Below are 15,792 nucleotides of genomic sequence, written 5' to 3' on the forward strand. Positions count from 1 at the left end.
GAACTTATTGCTTAATGGTGAGCGGCTTACCTAGGTAGGCCACTTGCTTGTGGGGTTTACCAAAGGCCTCCCCTAGCCCGGTGGCTTCGCTCACCCACACGATGTTGAAGACGCGCCGCTTCAGCGCGCCGGGGTAGGCGCCCTGCTGCGCGCCGATGGTCAGGGTGCGGCGTTTTTCATCCCACGCAAAGGGAATAGTTGTATGCTGGCCCTGTTCATAGCGGTAGCTGTCGCCCTCGTCTTCGTAGAGCGTAAACCGGCCATCGGCGCCGGCGTACACCCTGATTTCTAGCGTGTCAGCCGTTTTCTGCCCGGTGTATTGCAGGCGCTTGCCTAGGGGCACAATGGCGCCGGCCTTCACAAAAACTGGGGTCGTAGCCATAGGCGCCGGGGCCGTGATGGTTTGCCCGCCAGCGTGGCGCTGGCCGGTCCAGAAGTTGTACCACGCTCCTCCTTGGGGCAGGTACACGGGCCACTCGGTGCGGCCCGGCGCCGTAACGGGCGCCACCAAAAACGATGGCCCAAACAGGTACTCCCCGGCCTGCTTGCGGGCGGTGGTATCGGTCCGAAAATCCATGACCAAGGGCCGCATCAGCGTTGAGCCCTGCGCGTGCACCTGCCAGGCCGCCGAGTAGAGGTAGGGCAGCAGGCGGTAGCGCACGTCCAGCAGCTGCCGGATGTTGGCCTCCACCACGGGGCCGTTTTTCCAGGGCTCGGTTTCAGTTTGGTAGCCGTGCACCCGGAAAATGGGCGTGAAGGCGCCCCACTGGTACCAACGCATCAGGAGCTCGTTGTACTGCGGGTCGGTGTACTGCCCGGCGCCCGGCCGGAAAAACCCGCCGATGTCGGTAGTCCAGTACGGCAGGCCAGTGATACTGAAGCCCAGCCCCGCCGGAATCTGGCGGCGAAACGTGTCCCAGGTGCCCCCAATATCGCCCGACCAGCTGATGGTGCCGTAGCGCTGCTGCCCCAGAAAAGCCGAGCGCGTGAGGATGCACACGCGCTTATCCTGGGTGGCGGCGCGCTGCCCCTCGTACACGGCTTGGTTCACGAAGAGCGGGTACGTGAGGCGGTAAAAATCACCCGGCCCCAGGGCAAGCTGCTTGCCGTGCAGGGCGTCGTTTTCGGGCTCCGTGGCATCCAGCCACCACGAATCGACCCCGTAGCGGAACAGGTGCTGGTTGATGGCCGCCCAGTGCGCCTTGCGAGCGGCGGGGTTCGTGAGGTCGAGCCAGGGGCTATTTGGGATGTAAAAGTTATTGGCGACGTGGCTTTTGCCAATGTCCGATTCCTTGTTCAGGTTCTCCCACACCGAAATATTGAAGCGGGCGTGCTGGGCGTGCAGGTTCTGCATCAGGGCGGCCGGGTCGGGGTAATGGGTTTCGTCGAATTGCATGACGCCCCACCCATACTTGCCCCAGTACTGCCAGTCCTGCACAATCACATCCATCGGGATATTGCGCCGCCGAAACTCTTGCACCGTTTCCTCTAGGTGCGCGCTGGAGGTGTATCGCTCGCGGCACTGCCAAAAACCGTAGGCCCACTGCGGCAGCAGCGGCACCTGGCCCGACAAGTTGCGGTAGGTGCGGATAACCTCGTCGGCCTGCGGCCCATAAAACACCACGTAATCGAGCAGCTTGGCATTGGGCGAGCGAAACGTGGTAAGCCCATCTACCCGCTTGTAGGTCACGCGGGGGGTGTTGTTGGCCTTGCAAATGACCTGCACGGTGTGCGCCCCCGCCTTCAGCACCACTTGGGCGCTGGCCGTGGGCGGCAGCCAAAAATTACGTTGGTCGAGGCACGCTACCCCGTCGATGGTCACGTAATGCCGGTTGCCCATCGCGCCTAGGTCGAGCATCACCGAATAGGTACCGGCCGCGGGCAGCGTAAACGTGCCGGTGTAGGTGGCCTGGTCCTGCGCTACTTTCTGGGTGCCATTGGCGGTGGTGGCATCTACAGTCGTGCCGGTGGCGGCCGTTTCGGGCTGCTTTTCGAGGGCGATGGGCGCATCAGCCGGGTTGAAATCGGTGAGCCCGTACTGGTGCCACAGCAGGCCGTAGCCCTTACTAGAATACAGAAAAGGCAGCGCAATCTGGGTGTTCACCTGCGTGAGCTGCCGGGTCACGCCGCGCAGGTTGAAGTGCCCATCCTGAAACTGCCCTAGGCCCAGCAGCAACTCGTCGGGGCCGGTTTGGAACTGCTGTTGCGCCACCACATTGGCTTCGCCCAGTACGGGCTCGGCTGGTAGCAGGCGGGTAGTAGGCTGCTCGCGCAGAAACACCTGGCCGGCGCTGTTCAGGTAAGAAACTGAGCCGGTGGCCTTGTCCACGCGCACCCGCACCTGCTTGGTAGCTAGCTCCACCGCCGTGCCTGTTTCCGTAGTTTTGAAAGCGGGTGTCGGCCGCTGGCTCGTCAACACTAATTCGGGTGGCGCAGCTAGCGCCTCTTGCGTGTACTGCACCCGAATGGCGTTTTCGGCCAGCGGCCGCAACACCAGCTGCCCTTTGGCCAAGGCAATCGTGACGCGGTCAGCGCTCGGCTTGTAGCTCCGAAAGCTTTGGCCAAACCCCACAACTGGCCAACTCACAAGCACTAGCAAGCAAGCGGGCTTTATTCGGAATAAGGCGAAGCAGCGGTGGAGCATGTTGGCTGTTGAGAAAGAATGAGTGACCTAGGTCCGCTTTGGTGGGCCAGAAGATTACTTGACCAGCCCTACCCCCTTCGTGGTTTGCACAATGGGCTGGATGGTGCCGTCGGCGTTGTAATGCATCTCATCCACGCAGATGGAGCGGCGGTAGCTGCCACCCGTCGGCAGCGAGCCGTTGTGGTAGAAGAAGTAGCTCTTGCCCTTGTAGTCGATGATGCCGGGGTGCGTGGTGAAGCTGTTGGGCACGTTCTCCTGAATGATGCCGCGGTACGTCCAGGGGCCGGCGGCGCTTGGGGCGGTGCAGTACTCTATCATCTCGGGCTTGGTGCCGGCGCTGGCGTACACCAAGTAGTAGAGCTTTTTGCGCTTGTAGAGCCAGGGGCCCTCGATGTAGTTTTTGGGCTTGAAGGTGGTGATGGGGCTAGCCAGCTCGGTCATGTTGTCCTTGAGCTTGACCCATTTGCAGCTGCCGTTGCCCCAGTACATATAGGCCTGCTTGTCATCGTCGATGAACACGGTGGGGTCGATGTCGTCCCAAGAATGCGGCAGGTCCTTGGTCATTTCGTTGACGATAAGGGCCTTGCCAATGGCATCTTTAAACGGACCAGTGGGCCGGTCTGACACCGCCACGCCGATGGCCGAGCCACCCTGGCTATTCTCGTCTTTCTTGTGAAACGTGGCCACAAACCAGTAGAACTTACCGTTGCGGTACACGCACTGCGCGGCGTAGGCATCGCCAGTAGCCCAGGCGAAGGTGCGGGGCGAGAGGCGCACGCCGTAGTCCTTCCAGTGCACCATGTCGGTGGTGGAATAGATGCGCCAGTCGGGCATCTTGTAGTTGGTTTCCTTCACCGAAGCCGTGTCGTGGCCGGTGTACAGAAACAGCGTGTCGCGGTACACCAGCGGCGCTGGGTCGGCCGTGAACACGTCCTTAATGATGGGGTTTTGGGCCTGCGCAGGCAGGTACGCCCCAAGAGCTAGCAGGGCGGCAAGCAGAGTATTTTTCATAGGGCTAGGTGGGTTAGCTAGGATGGGATGGGTAGGAAAAGGCTGCGGAGCTAGCCCACTCCCATCCCATAGAGTTGGCTGATTTGATAGATGGTGACGGCGCTACTGGGGCTGCTGAGCCTAGGTGCCTCTCATCATAAGTAAAAGCACCTAGGCTCAACTCACTTACTCGAACTTGACCCAGTCAATCTCCACGGGCGTGTTCGTTTTGGACGAAACGACCAGCGTGTGCGTGCCTGGCTTGAAGGCCGACAAGGGAGCTTTCACCTCCTGCCACTTGCCGCCCTTGGGCACGGTGACTTGGGCGAGCACCGGGCCGGTGGCCCCATCGGCCCGCAACTGCACTGTGGCGCCGGCAGCCGCCATCGTGCGCAACGTCACTGTCTTGAGCGGCTGCTTGCCGAAGGCTACCCCATTGTATTGCACCCAACCCTGGTTGTTGGCAAACACGGTTTTCCAGCCCTGAAACTTGTTGGCGGTATCTAGGAAGGCGATGTTCGCGCCGTTGCTGCTCAGGCGGCTGTAGCGGTCGAGCTGGATTTTCTGCTTGGCGTCGGTCAGGCCCACGCCGCGCAGGGTCGGCACCACTTTGCGGATGGCGCCATCGGGCTCAAAAAACAGGCTGTCTATGCGGACAGACCGGTTTTTGTCGAAGTTGGGCGACAGGTCGTTGTGGTGGTAAAACAGGTACCACTGGTTCTTGAAATCCAGCAGCGAATGGTGATTGGTCCAGCAGCCCGTCGGCGACTCGTCCATAATCACGCCCTTCACGGTAAATGGACCTAGGGGGCTGGTGCTGGTGGCGTATTCGAGGCGTTCGGTCTTGTTCTCAACGTGCGGGTATGTCAGATAATAAATTCCCTTGCGCTCAAACAGATAAGGGCCTTCCTTCAACCCTTTCGTGGGCAGCTCGCCCAGCGTCTTGGGCTCGGAGGCTAGCTCCAGCATGTTCTCCTTGAGCTTAGCCCCATAGATGTTGCCCTGCGACCAGTACAGGTACGCCTGACCGTCTTTGTCGATAAACACGTTGGGGTCGATTCCACGCACGCCTTTGATGGGCAGTGGCTGCGGCACAAAGGGACCGGTGGGCTTATCCGACACGGCCACCCCTACCGTAAAGCCCTTGCTGATAGTTGTGTCCTTAGGGGTAGTCGGGAAGTAGAAGTAGTACTTGCCGTTGCGGAACATGCAGTCGGGCGCCCACATGCTGTAGCTGTCAGGCTTCACCCAAGGCACTTTGTTCTGGGTCAGAATCACGCCGTGGTCGGTCCACTCCGTAAGGTTGGCCGAGGAAAACACGTGGTAGTCCTCCATCACAAACCAGCCGGCACGCCCATGCCCAGGCGTGGCCCGAATATCGTGCGAGGGGTACACGTACACCCGGCCATTAAACGCCCGCGCCGTAGGGTCGGCCGTGAATTGATTGGTAATAAACGGGTTCTGCGCCTGAGCAGCGCCGCCCATTAGGCAGGCTAGCCCAATCAGGATATAGGAAAGTTTGTGTTTTGGCATCGAGGGTAGGAGTTCGAGTAGGATTGGAAATCAAAAGAGTTGCGTCATGCTGAGCTTGTCGAAGCATCTCTACCGCTTCGTCGAAACAACTCTGACGAAGCGGTAGAGATGCTTCGACAAGCTCAGCATGACTGTTTAGGAGTTTTCAAGCATGCTCTTATTGGGCTCCAGTGGTCTTGTCCGCAATGCGGAAATAATCAAAATCGGCATAGCCGCCGGGGTTCTTGGTGGCGTAGTTAAACAGCCCGAACCGGTAACCCATAAAGTGGGGCAGCGTGTAAGTCATCTTAAGTGGCCCACCAATAGCTTTCCACGTTTTGCCATCGAGACTGTAGAAGAAAGTCGCCACGTCTTTGCGCTCCGTGAAGTCACATTCCGCCTTGAAGTACACCGTGTTCTGCGTCAGCGGCAGGCGTTGCAGTTCCACAGGCCTCTCCGATTGAGCGCTAATCATGACGATGGATTTGGCGCCGTTGCGGTAATCTACCCCTACCAGGCCGTAGCGCTTTTGCAAAAGGGCTAGGCCGGCAAAATCACCGTCTTTCAGGTGTGACACGTCGAGGGCTGTGGTGCCGGCGCTAGTGGGGCCGATGGTGCGCTGGGTGAGGGTGTTGCGCGCCAGCAGAAAAGAAGTGTCTACGCGGCTAGTTTTGAGGCGCAGGTAGCCGGGGCGGTCGGTGAGCGACCAGAGGGATTTTTCAGGGTTATGGTTCCATTGCCACACCAGCGGCAGGGCAGGCTCGCCCTTGCGCCGGGCAAACTCATCCGACGCTACGATGCCCGGAATCAAGCCCTTGCTGGCGGGTAGAGCCAATGTTTGGGGTACTTTGCCATCCGTGCCCAGCACCGGCCAGCCATTGGCCCAGGTTACCGGCACTAGGTAGGGAATGCGGCCCACGGCCCCGTAGTCGCGGAACAGGTAGGAAAACCACCGCCCATCGGGCGTGTCGATGAGGCCGCCCTGCGCCACCCCTAGGTCTTGCAGCGCCACTCGGCCTTCGTAGGGACCCGTGAGTTTGTCGGCTCGGTGCACCACCACGGTGCGCATGCCGCCCTTCGGCCACGTGATGTTGAAGAGGTAGTACTTGCCCTTGATTTTGAACAGCTGCGAGCCTTCGGCGGGTAGGCCGCTGTTAGTACCAGACGGAGCACTCGCGTTTTCAATTAGAACCTGCTCCTTAGCACCGGGCTTCACACCCGAGGCATCGGCCGTCAACTCAATCAGTTGCAGCTTACCAGAACCGTACACCATGTACACGCGGCCATCGTCGTCGAAGAACAAGGAATGGTCGTGGTAGCTCGGCTTGAACGACACAGCTTTCCAAGGCCCTTTCTCGATGTTCTTGGTCGAATAGATATAGGTCTTGCCCGTCGTTTGGGCGAAGGTCGAAACGTAGTACGTACCCTGGTGAAACCGCAAGCTGCTCGCCCACGACCCGCGGCCGTAGGTGCTCTTACCGTTGCGAAGCGTTAGCTCGTCCTGGCTACCTAGGGTATCGGAGGCGTAGCTAACCAAGTGCCAGTTCACCAGGTCCTTGGACTTCATGATGGGCACGCCCGGACTCATGTGCATGGTCGTGCTGCTCATGTAGTAGGTGTCCCCTACCCGTATCATCGACAGGTCCGGCACGTCGGCGTAGATGATGGGATTTTGCGCCTGCTTCACCTGCGCCAGTAGCGGCGAGGTAACGGCAGATGCAAAGGCAATTCCGGCAAGTAAGGCGCTCTGCTTCAGTAAGTAATTCATGGACAAAAAATGACCAGTGCAAGGGTGGGATTAGGGTTGCGCGGGCTTGATAGCCTGGTACTTGCCGCTCAAGTGCATCAGGCTGAACAGGTACAACAGGCCATCGTAGTAGGGGTCGAAGTAGCCATCCTCGTAGGGCGCCAGCTTGGCGTTCCAGAGCGCGTGCACGAAGGCTAGGTTCGGGTCTTGGTGCATAAGCGAGGCCGCCCCGCTGGTAGCCACCAGCCCCAGCGAATGCCGCAGCTTCTTGACGTCGCCGGCAGGCAAGATGAAATCAGGCCGCGAGCCATCCACGTTGAATTGGTCCTCGAACGTGTTTAAGCCCTTGCCGCGCAAAAACCCCTGAAACCGCCGCGCATACTGCTCCTGCCAGGCTTTGTCCTTGCCAAACCACACGTAGTCCATGGCGATGTTCATGGGCACCCGCCACGAATCGTAGCGAAACGCCGGCGGCGCCCACTTGGTGGCGTGGGGCTTGCCACTAAACTCGGTGTAGTCGTAGTTAAGGCCGGTAGGCGCGCTGCACGCTCGGTGCAGAAATGCCCGCGACGTGTCGGCGCAGGTCCGGTAAAACTGCTCGTGTCCGTCCTTGGCGTAGGTGGCCCACACTTCCAGAAAAGCCGGCAGGTGGTAGGACGGGTCGGTCCAGTTGTAGCCGTCGCCGACTGGCACGAAGGTTATCTGCTTGTGTTCGGTATTCAGCAAGTTTCGCACGCCGCCGGTGCCGTCCTTTTTCCACGAGGCATCCAGGATGCGGCGGGCCTCCTTATAGTAATTGATGCCGGTCGCGTTGCCCCAGCGGTTGGACGCAAAGAGCAGGCTAGTAACAAAATACAGCTCGCCATCCGAAGCCGGCCCCTCCGAATTAAGCTTCATCGTGGTGGTGCTAAAACTCCAAGCGAAGTAGCCTTCCAGCGGCCCGCTCTGATGCTGCAAGTTCTTCTTCGACCAGCGCCAGAGGCGGTCAAACACCTCCTTCTTATTGAGCTGCACGGCTACCATCATCCCGTACGACATGCCTTCGGTGCGGGCATCGTGGTTTTTCACGTCCGACACGTAGGCCATCGAGTCGCCCACCTCGAAGTACACCTTGTTAGGCCCTTCAAATACATCGTGGTAGGCCTGCGTTACCTTCTGGTCGATAGCGGCTTGGCTGTAGCCCGCCTCCCGCAGCAAGCTTGGGTACTTGCCCGTGTAAAAAGCTCCCTTCTGCGTGGTGGGCGCTTGTTTAGGTTTAGGCGCGCGCTGGGCAGCCGCGCTACCTAGGCCAGCGCATTGCAGGCCAAGCAGGAGCAAGCCTACTCGGCTGCGGTGAAGGAAAGAAAGGCGGGCATTCATAGAATGGAAATAAGGGGCGGCGGGGCGGCATTTCGCACGGGTTTCCCGCTCGGTGAGGGGGTAGGAAGAATTGCTGGAAGGACCTAGGGCTGCACCACGAAGCCGCCCCGCGCGGGCAGCGTCACGCTGACGGTGTTGCCCGCCACGGCCCGCGTGCTGAAGCTGCGGTTGGTGGCCCCGTCGGTGATGAGCGTGCCGCTCTTTAGGCCGAGTTTGCCTAGGTCAACTTGAATGGTTTTGGGCGCGTCGGTGGCGTTAATGCCGGCCACGTACCACCCGCCGCTAGGTGCCTGGCGAGCCAGCACCGCGTACTCGCCGGGGAAGCCGTCTACCAGCTTCACATCGGCCCAGCGTGGGGGTAGCTTTTTCACGAAATCCTGCACGTATGCCGGCTGCGCGGCCATGCCCTCAGGCACCTCGGCGTAGTGCTGAATGCCCGATTGAAACACCACCGACAAAGCCAGTTCAAAGGCATTGGAGGTGCGGCGCTCTTTGCCCCGAATCTCCGAGAAGGCCATGGGCGTGAAGTCCATCGGACCCACCGCGTTGCGGGTGAAGGGCAGCGTGGCGCAGTGGGTGGGCTCCTGGTCGGTGTTGCGCTGGTCGAAGGTCAGGAACTCGAAGCCCTTCACGGCTTCCATCGTCATTAGGTTGGGGTAAGTGCGGTTCCAACCCCTAGGTAGGGTAGCGCCGTGGAAATTCACCAGCAGGCCCACCTGGGCGGCATCCGTGAGGATGTCCTGGTAGTAGTTCATAAACGACTGCCCATCGCCCCCGAAGAAGTCGATTTTCACCCCAGCCACGCCCATTTGCTTGATGCGGGCAAACTCCTTGCGCCGGCTTTCGGGCTCAAAAAGTACGTTGGTAGGGGTTTGCGGGGCCTGGTTCCAGTGGCCGTTGGAGTTATACCACACCAGCAGGCCCACGTTTTTGGAGCGCGCATACTGGGCTAGCTCCTGCGTTTTTTCGTAACCTATCTGCTTGTCCCATAGCGCATCGACTAGGCAGTAGCGCCAGCCCATGTTGGCGGAGTAGTCGATGAAGCGGCGCTGCACGTCATAGGTGGTATTCTGGTCGCCTAGCAACACCCACGACCACGACGATTTGCCGGGTGCGTCGGTGAGCACGGGCGTTTTAGCGGACGCGCTTAGGTCGGTCGTCAGCGTCGATTCTACGATGGGCGCCAGCGAATTCCCCACTACCACCACGCGCCAGGGCGTGCTCCACGGCAGGCGGCTTTCGGGCAGCAGGGCCGCGTCGGGCGTGGTTTTTTCGGGCGGCTGCGGAAAGGCCACCGCGTACTCGGCATCGGGCGACTCATGGGCCAGGTGGGTGCCGGCGTAGGTGCGACCCATGCCGGCCTCGGTCAGCAACACCCAGTGCCCGTTGGTTTGAAACAAGGCCGGAAATGACCATCCCTGCCCGATGGTAGACGGCGTACCCGCCGCTATGCCCCGCTGGTAATTCTCTTCGTACGAAGGCTGCGTATTGGCAAACCCAGTCTGGGCCTTGGCGTGCGGGTGCAGCCAACCCTTCGCCCCGGCCGGCAAGTGAAACGTGGTGCTCTCAGCCTTAATATGCTGCACCTCCTGGCTTGGGCCTTCCAGCACGTATTGAAACGCTACCCCGTCATTCGACACCTGAAATACCACGCTGAGCTGCGGCGCGCCGGCTGCTCCCGCGAAGTGCAGCACGCGCCGATTGGCCCGGTAGCGACAGTTCGCCCGTTTGTCTGTGGCTAGCTGGTAGTCGTCGGCCACGGCGGTTTGCTTGTCGGCTTTCGTCAGTTTGAGACCCTGCGTGAGGTCGGCACTAGCGAGGCGCAGGCCTAGGTGCGAGGGCCGCAGTAGCTCGGCCTGGCGGTAGCGCACGGCGTAGGTGGGTTGCCCTTGGGCAGTTACGTCTACCGTCACCAACACGGCCCCGTCGGGGCTACTGATGCGGATGGGATGGGCTGCCTGGGCTGCGGCGAGTGGGAATGCCAGCAGGCAAAGGAGTGGGAATAAGCGCATAAAAGGAGGAGAGAAGCGTAGAGGACCGCAGATTATTTCTTGTACATGGGGTCGTGCCCTTCGTACTTCAGCCATTTAAAGGAGGCTGTATTGGTAGTAGGCTGCCCAGCTGATGTGCCGTACATGCCGTACAAGCAGCCTATAAAACCTCCTGCTACCTGCGTGCTTAGGAAGCGCGCATCTACCTTGTCTTTCAGAGACGTATAGGTCTTGCCATCCTCCGAAAAGCGGAAGCTGTATGTATCGCCATCGGCATTGATGCGCAGCTGCACCTTACCGGCCGCCGCTTTCAGGGGCGCTTTCGCCAGCAGCTCCGGGGTCTTCGCGTCAGCCGTGCTCTTGAAAAGCTGTACAACGGGCTTGCCATTCTCTACTGATTTGCAGAAGTAGTAGAAGTGCTTCTCGTCTTGAAAGGCCACCAAGCCAGCCGTTTCGTTTGCCGCCTTAGCTGCGAACGTCAGCTCCGTTTCGGCGCTGCTATACATGTGCTGCTGCCGCTTGCCGATGAAGGCCGGGTTGCCGGTTTCGGCCACCGTTTCGGGCTTTAGCTTCAAAGTGAGGCCCTTGGCTTTGCTCAGCGAGAAATTGGTGCTATCCACCGTGCGCAGGAACAGCAGCGCGGGGTCGAGTTGCTTCTCGAAGGTGAGCGTATAGGCGAAGTTGCCGCTCTGGGGCAGGGCGCCGGGCTGCTTCACTTCGGGGAAGTTGGCCTTGTAGGAGTATTGCACTCCGTTGGGGCCAGGCACCGTTACGGGCCACTCATCTTTCCACTCCACGGGCACGATAAAGGTCTCGCGCCCAGTATTGTAATAGTTGCCTTCGTAAGGTCGCACGGCTAGGAAAATCGCGTACGTCTTCCCATCGGGCCCTTCCACAAATTGCGCATGACCAGCTGAGGTGATGGGGTCTTTGCGGTCTTTGGGAAGTTCGCGCTGCGAGAGGATGGGATTTTTCTCGTAGGGTACAAACGGACCTAGGGGCGCCTTGCTGCGGAACACCACCTCCGTGTGATTCACCGAGGTGCCGCCTTCGGCCGCGTAGAGATAGTACCAGTCGCCCCGCTTCATTAGGTGCGGGCCTTCAATCCAGACAGGCTTTTTGCTGATGTCTACTCCCCCATTCACCACGATTTTGGCCTCACCCACGGTTTGCAGCGTTTGTGGGTTCAGCTCAATAATCTTGATGGAGCGGTGGCCGTCGTAAAGGGGCGTGCCGGGTGGGTCGCTGTTATAGATGACGTAGGCCTTGTCGCCCTCGAAGTACAGCGAGGGGTCGATGCCCCGCACCTCGGGTAAGAAAGTTGGGTTGCTCCACGGCCCGGCGGGGTTCTTAGCCGTCACTACGAAGTTGCCCTTGTGGTCAATCAGCGTGCAGGTGACGTAGTAGGTGCCGTTGTGGTACTCGATGGCCGGCGCAAACAACCCGCGGGTCATTCGGTCGCCCATAAAGGTCATTTGGGAGGGCCGGTCAATGACATTACCAATCTGCTTCCAATTTTTCAGGTCGCGGCTGTGCATCACCGGAATGCCCGGGAAGTAGGAAAAGGTGGAGTTAACTAGGTAGTAATCCTTACCCACCTTGGTAATGCTAGGGTCTGGGTAGAAGCCCGTCAGAATGGGGTTAACTAACTCAATCGATTGAGCAGAGGAAACAGCGTTTTGTAGCAGCAGAGCTGCCAAGGCAGTGAAGAATACTTTTCGTTGCTTTAATAGCATGCTATTAGATTCGGGGATGTTCTAAGGTGTTTTTGAAGGAATATTGTCTGGCTCAGGAGAAGCTTACTTGAGTAACCGCACGTCGTAAACGCCACCTGCCGTAGAGCCCGCCGCGGCCACAAACTTTACGGTGAGCGTGGTGGCAGCATCCCGGCGCAGGGCTTCGGGTAAGGCGTACTCCACGTCGTAGAACTCACGTTGCGAGTTGCCTTCCAAGGCTACCTTTGCTATGGGCGCGCCATTGATTAAGATGGTAAACTGGCGGTTTTTATCGCCCCCAGAATACGTGACCCGAAGCGCGCGAGCGGCCTTATTAGGGTTGCGCAGGTTGTAGCTAAACCACCCAGCGGCGTGCCGCCAATGGCGGTTACGGAAGGTACCCATCTCGGATTGCTCGCCCTGAAAGCCGTGGTCCGACTCCGGCTGCTGCTCGCCGGGGGTGACCTGGTCGATGGTGCGGGCTTCTAAAGCGCGTTTCTCGGAGTCTTTGCGGCGTATTTCTTCTTTGCGGGCAGCTAGGCCTTCGGGAGTTGTCACGGGCCAGTACACCATGTAGCGCGCGTCGTGAATCTGGTAGAAGGGTACCAACTGCACGTCGCGGTTGTGGTCGGAATCGACTAGGCCAGCGGCCGTAAACGTCAGTGGCCGCCCGGCTATGGGCTTTATGCTTTCGGCTACGTTTTGGCTAGTAGAGACGAGCACGGGGGCTTCCTCAATAGGGTAAAGTTGCCCGCTTGGCACGTGCGCCATGCGCTGGCCATTCGCGCGCAGGCCAGTCAGGTCGGTGGTGTCGGTAACGGCAGCCAGCACCACAGGGCCATGCACGAAGGACACCCAGGACGAGTGGTCGGGCAGATACTCCGCTTTGGTTTCCATGGGCAGTGCCACTGTTACCACGTCGCCCGAGCGCCACTTGCGCGTCACGGTAGCGTAGCCCGGCGACGTAGTTGTAGCAGCCACCGGTTTGCCGTTGACCTGCACCCCCATCTTACCGGCTGGCAACCAGCCGGGCTGCCGAATGCTAAGCGCAAACGTGCGCGGCTTTTTCAACTGTAATGCTAGCTGCGAGCGTTCCTCGAAAGGAAACGTCGTTTGCTGCGTGAGGGTGAGGCCCTGCTCAGCCCAACTGAGGCGCGAGGGTACAAACAGGTTCACCAGCAGCTCTTGCTCGGCACGATGCGCGTATACCAGCTCGCCGTACTTGCCGTGGTTTTCCAAGCCCGAACCTACGCAGCACCAGAAGCCCTCCTGCGGCTCGGAATACACGCGGTAGTGGCGCGGGCGCATGGGCGTGAAGTACACGAAGCCGCCCTCGCCGGGGTGCTGCGACGAGAGAATGTGGTTGTAGAGGGCCCGCTCGTAGTAGTCGAGGTAGCGCGTGGAGGAGCTGGTGAGATACAACTGCTTGGTAAGTTTGAGCATGTTGTAGGTGTTGCACGTTTCCGGGCCTTCCGTGCTTTCGAGCATGGAGGTGAAGTTGTCGGCCGGGTTGAAGTGCTCACTGACGCTGTTGCCGCCAATCGACACCGTGCGGTTCTCCACTACCGTTTTCCAGAAGAAAGTGGCGGCGTTAGCCCAAGTAGGGTCCCCTCCTACCTCCGCTATACGCTCAAAGCCAATCACTTTCGGAATTTGCGTATTGGCGTGCATGCCGTTAAGAACGTCTTTGCCTCCCAACAGCGGCTCCAACACCGCCCGGTGGGAAAAGCGCTGCGCCAACTTTAGGTACTTGGGGTCGCCGGTGATGCTAGCTACATCCGCAAACACTTCGTTCAGGCCCCCGTGCTCACTGCGCAGCATATCTTGAATTTGCGCGTCGCTGAGGTTAGCCGTCAGGTCCAAGCACCAATCCGTCAGCTTGATAAGCATGGATTTAGCCTTGGCATTGCCCCCGATCAGGTAGGCGTCGCGCAGGCCGGCGTAGGTTTTATGCAGGTTGTACCAAGGCACCCACTTGTCATTCATCCCGAAGCTGTTGGCCTTGATGTTGCCGGCTTTCACCTGCTGCCACATGGCCTTGCCGCCGGGTATGCCCCCTAGGTAGCCGTTGCCATTTTTCTGCTGGCAGGCGTCGAGCGCATCAATCATGTAGGTGAGGCGCTGCTGCACTTGCGTGTCACCGGTAGCGGCGTACATCAAGGCCAGCGCCGACAGGTAGTGCCCGCCGATGTGGCCATCGAGACCAGTATTTTCCCAGTTACCGTAACGCTCGGCCTTCGGCTGAATACCGGCCTCTGCTTGGTAAGGAGCCAGTAGCCGATCGGGGTTGAGGGCTAGCATGTAGGCCTTATCCGTCTGCTGCGCCTGTTGAAATGGACTTTCAAGCAAGTGTACCGCCGATAGTGGGAAGCTCTGCAGAGCCGTTGTCTGGCCACTGCTCAGAAGAGGCAGCAGGCAGGTGGAGAGGAGCAAAAATCTACGCTTCATGATAATCGATAGTTCGGTTCTTTGACTCAACGGTCTTCTGGCGAAGATTGGCTACTGTTCAACGTTTATCACGCATCTAGTTAGCAAAAAGAAGAACCCAATTGGAGCCAAGACAACCGAATACTATGTAGCCATCCACACTCAGGGTGGCTTACATCTTGTTTTTCGCCGTCTGCAGTACTGCTTGGAATGCGGGCTTGGGTTGATACGCGCGGTCAAATAGCAACGGGTAGCTAGTACGACCTCTAATAGGCCAATTATTCAGCCACGAGTCGGCATCGGTGACGCCCCACAGGGTGATGCGGTCAATCACGTCGCGGTGTTTGTGGAACAAGGCGAACAAGTCGGCGTAGCGCTTGGTGAGCTTTTGCTGCACTGAATCAGGCAAGCCGGTAGGATACACGTTGTACTTGGCATCGGCGGCAAAGTTCTCGGCAATATCGGCGCCTTGGCGCCGACTTGGATTAGGCAGCACATCAATGTCCAGCTCCGTGAAGTTTACATGGACCCCGAGCTTGGAGAAAGCAACTAAGCTAGCTTCTACTTGGTCAATGCTCGGTTTGGTCAGCCCGTAATGGCCTTGCATGCCGATGGCGGTTACTTTGATGCCTTTGGCCTGTAAGCTTTTCACGAGCTTGATCACTCCTTCCCGCTTTTCGGGGCGGTAGAGGCTGTAGTCGTTGTAGTAGAGCTCCGCTTTCGGGTCGGCTTTATGCGCGTACTCAAAGGCTTTGGCGGCGAAGTCTTCGCCTAGGATCTCCAGCCACTTGGTTTTGCGCAACTCGCCTTGCTGGTCGTCAATGGCTTCATTCAGCACGTCCCAGCCGCCAATCTTACCCTTGTAGCGGCCGACAACGGTACTGATATGCTCTTGCAGCCGCTTGAGCAGTACTTCCCGGCTGGCGGGTTGGCCGTTTTCGTCCTCAAACACCCACTTGGGCGTTTGCTGGTGCCACATCAGCGTGTGACCGATGATGAACATCTTGTTTTGCTGCCCGAACGCTACGTAGTCGTCGGCGGGCTTGAAGTTGTACTGGCCGGGTTGCGGGTGCACGGATCCCCACTTCAGCAGGTTCTCGGGGCTGATGGTGTTGAACTGCTGCTTGATCAACGTCGTAGCTTTCGCATCCTGCCCGCTACTTTGCTTATAGTTGAGGGCTGCTCCGACGTAGAAATCGTCCTTGAATACCTCTTTCAACGTGGGTTCTGCTTTCTGCACAAAACCTAGGGTAACGCCAGCTAGGGCGATGTAGAGCAGGTTTTTTTTTGCTTTCATGTTCATGGTCGAGTAGAGAAGCAGGATATGTAAGCACCGCTCATTGAACACAGCTGCGTATTCAACAGCAGAGAATACGATTATCCTGGCTGCTCCTAAATGCTGCGCTA

9 protein-coding genes are annotated in these 15,792 nt (G+C 59.0%); all 9 read right to left on the reverse strand.

Annotated features, from left to right (window positions below):
* Positions 1-4 precede the first annotated feature (4 nt).
* The 9 genes from SD425_RS17440 to SD425_RS17480 all read right to left on the reverse strand — a co-directional run bounded on the left by SD425_RS17440 (position 5) and on the right by SD425_RS17480 (position 15,682).
* Positions 5-2,587: a glycoside hydrolase family 31 protein gene (locus SD425_RS17440; RefSeq protein ID WP_324671223.1), complete on the reverse strand. Its 2,583-nt coding sequence runs from the start codon at positions 2,585-2,587 to the stop codon at positions 5-7.
* 111 nt (positions 2,588-2,698) lie between these two features.
* Complete coding sequence (locus tag SD425_RS17445; RefSeq protein WP_324671224.1) at positions 2,699-3,655, reverse strand: glycoside hydrolase family 43 protein; 957 nt, start codon at positions 3,653-3,655, stop codon at positions 2,699-2,701.
* Between the two features lie 165 nt (positions 3,656-3,820).
* Positions 3,821-5,167 (reverse strand): family 43 glycosylhydrolase, encoded by a 1,347-nt coding sequence (locus tag SD425_RS17450; RefSeq protein WP_324671225.1) that lies wholly within the window; start codon positions 5,165-5,167, stop codon positions 3,821-3,823.
* Between the two features lie 157 nt (positions 5,168-5,324).
* A complete protein-coding gene (locus SD425_RS17455; RefSeq protein WP_324671226.1) occupies positions 5,325-6,914 on the reverse strand; it encodes a glycoside hydrolase 43 family protein in 1,590 nt (529 codons plus the stop codon).
* Between the two features lie 30 nt (positions 6,915-6,944).
* On the reverse strand, positions 6,945-8,252 hold the full coding sequence (locus SD425_RS17460) for a glycosyl hydrolase family 8 (RefSeq protein ID WP_324671227.1): 1,308 nt from the start codon (positions 8,250-8,252) through the stop codon (positions 6,945-6,947).
* A gap of 83 nt (positions 8,253-8,335) precedes the next feature.
* Positions 8,336-10,264 (reverse strand): glycoside hydrolase family 97 protein, encoded by a 1,929-nt coding sequence (locus SD425_RS17465; protein WP_324671228.1) that lies wholly within the window; start codon positions 10,262-10,264, stop codon positions 8,336-8,338.
* A 32-nt stretch (positions 10,265-10,296) separates the two neighbouring features.
* Positions 10,297-11,979 carry a glycoside hydrolase family 43 protein gene (locus SD425_RS17470; protein WP_324671229.1) on the reverse strand — a complete coding sequence of 561 codons (1,683 nt, stop codon included), beginning with the start codon at positions 11,977-11,979 and terminating at the stop codon, positions 10,297-10,299.
* Between the two features lie 63 nt (positions 11,980-12,042).
* The gene (locus SD425_RS17475) at positions 12,043-14,406 is read right to left on the reverse strand and encodes a glycoside hydrolase family 127 protein (RefSeq protein ID WP_324671230.1); all 2,364 of its coding nucleotides are present in this window, start codon (positions 14,404-14,406) and stop codon (positions 12,043-12,045) included.
* A 151-nt stretch (positions 14,407-14,557) separates the two neighbouring features.
* On the reverse strand, positions 14,558-15,682 hold the full coding sequence (locus SD425_RS17480) for an endo-1,4-beta-xylanase (protein WP_324671231.1): 1,125 nt from the start codon (positions 15,680-15,682) through the stop codon (positions 14,558-14,560).
* Positions 15,683-15,792: the final 110 nt, after the last annotated feature.

The organism is Hymenobacter sp. GOD-10R (assembly GCF_035609205.1).
Taxonomy (GTDB): Bacteria; Bacteroidota; Bacteroidia; order Cytophagales; family Hymenobacteraceae; genus Hymenobacter.

What these genes read in the sequence shown, in the direction of transcription:
- SD425_RS17445 (WP_324671224.1), bottom strand. Translation starts at nt 3,655, where the DNA reads ATGAAAAATACTCTGCTTGCCGCCCTGCTAGCTCTTGGGGCGTACCTG.
- SD425_RS17450 (WP_324671225.1), bottom strand. Translation starts at nt 5,167, where the DNA reads ATGCCAAAACACAAACTTTCCTATATCCTGATTGGGCTAGCCTGCCTA.
- SD425_RS17455 (WP_324671226.1), bottom strand. Translation starts at nt 6,914, where the DNA reads ATGAATTACTTACTGAAGCAGAGCGCCTTACTTGCCGGAATTGCCTTT.
- SD425_RS17460 (WP_324671227.1), bottom strand. Translation starts at nt 8,252, where the DNA reads ATGAATGCCCGCCTTTCTTTCCTTCACCGCAGCCGAGTAGGCTTGCTC.
- SD425_RS17465 (WP_324671228.1), bottom strand. Translation starts at nt 10,264, where the DNA reads ATGCGCTTATTCCCACTCCTTTGCCTGCTGGCATTCCCACTCGCCGCA.
- SD425_RS17470 (WP_324671229.1), bottom strand. Translation starts at nt 11,979, where the DNA reads ATGCTATTAAAGCAACGAAAAGTATTCTTCACTGCCTTGGCAGCTCTG.
- SD425_RS17475 (WP_324671230.1), bottom strand. Translation starts at nt 14,406, where the DNA reads ATGAAGCGTAGATTTTTGCTCCTCTCCACCTGCCTGCTGCCTCTTCTG.
- SD425_RS17480 (WP_324671231.1), bottom strand. Translation starts at nt 15,682, where the DNA reads ATGAAAGCAAAAAAAAACCTGCTCTACATCGCCCTAGCTGGCGTTACC.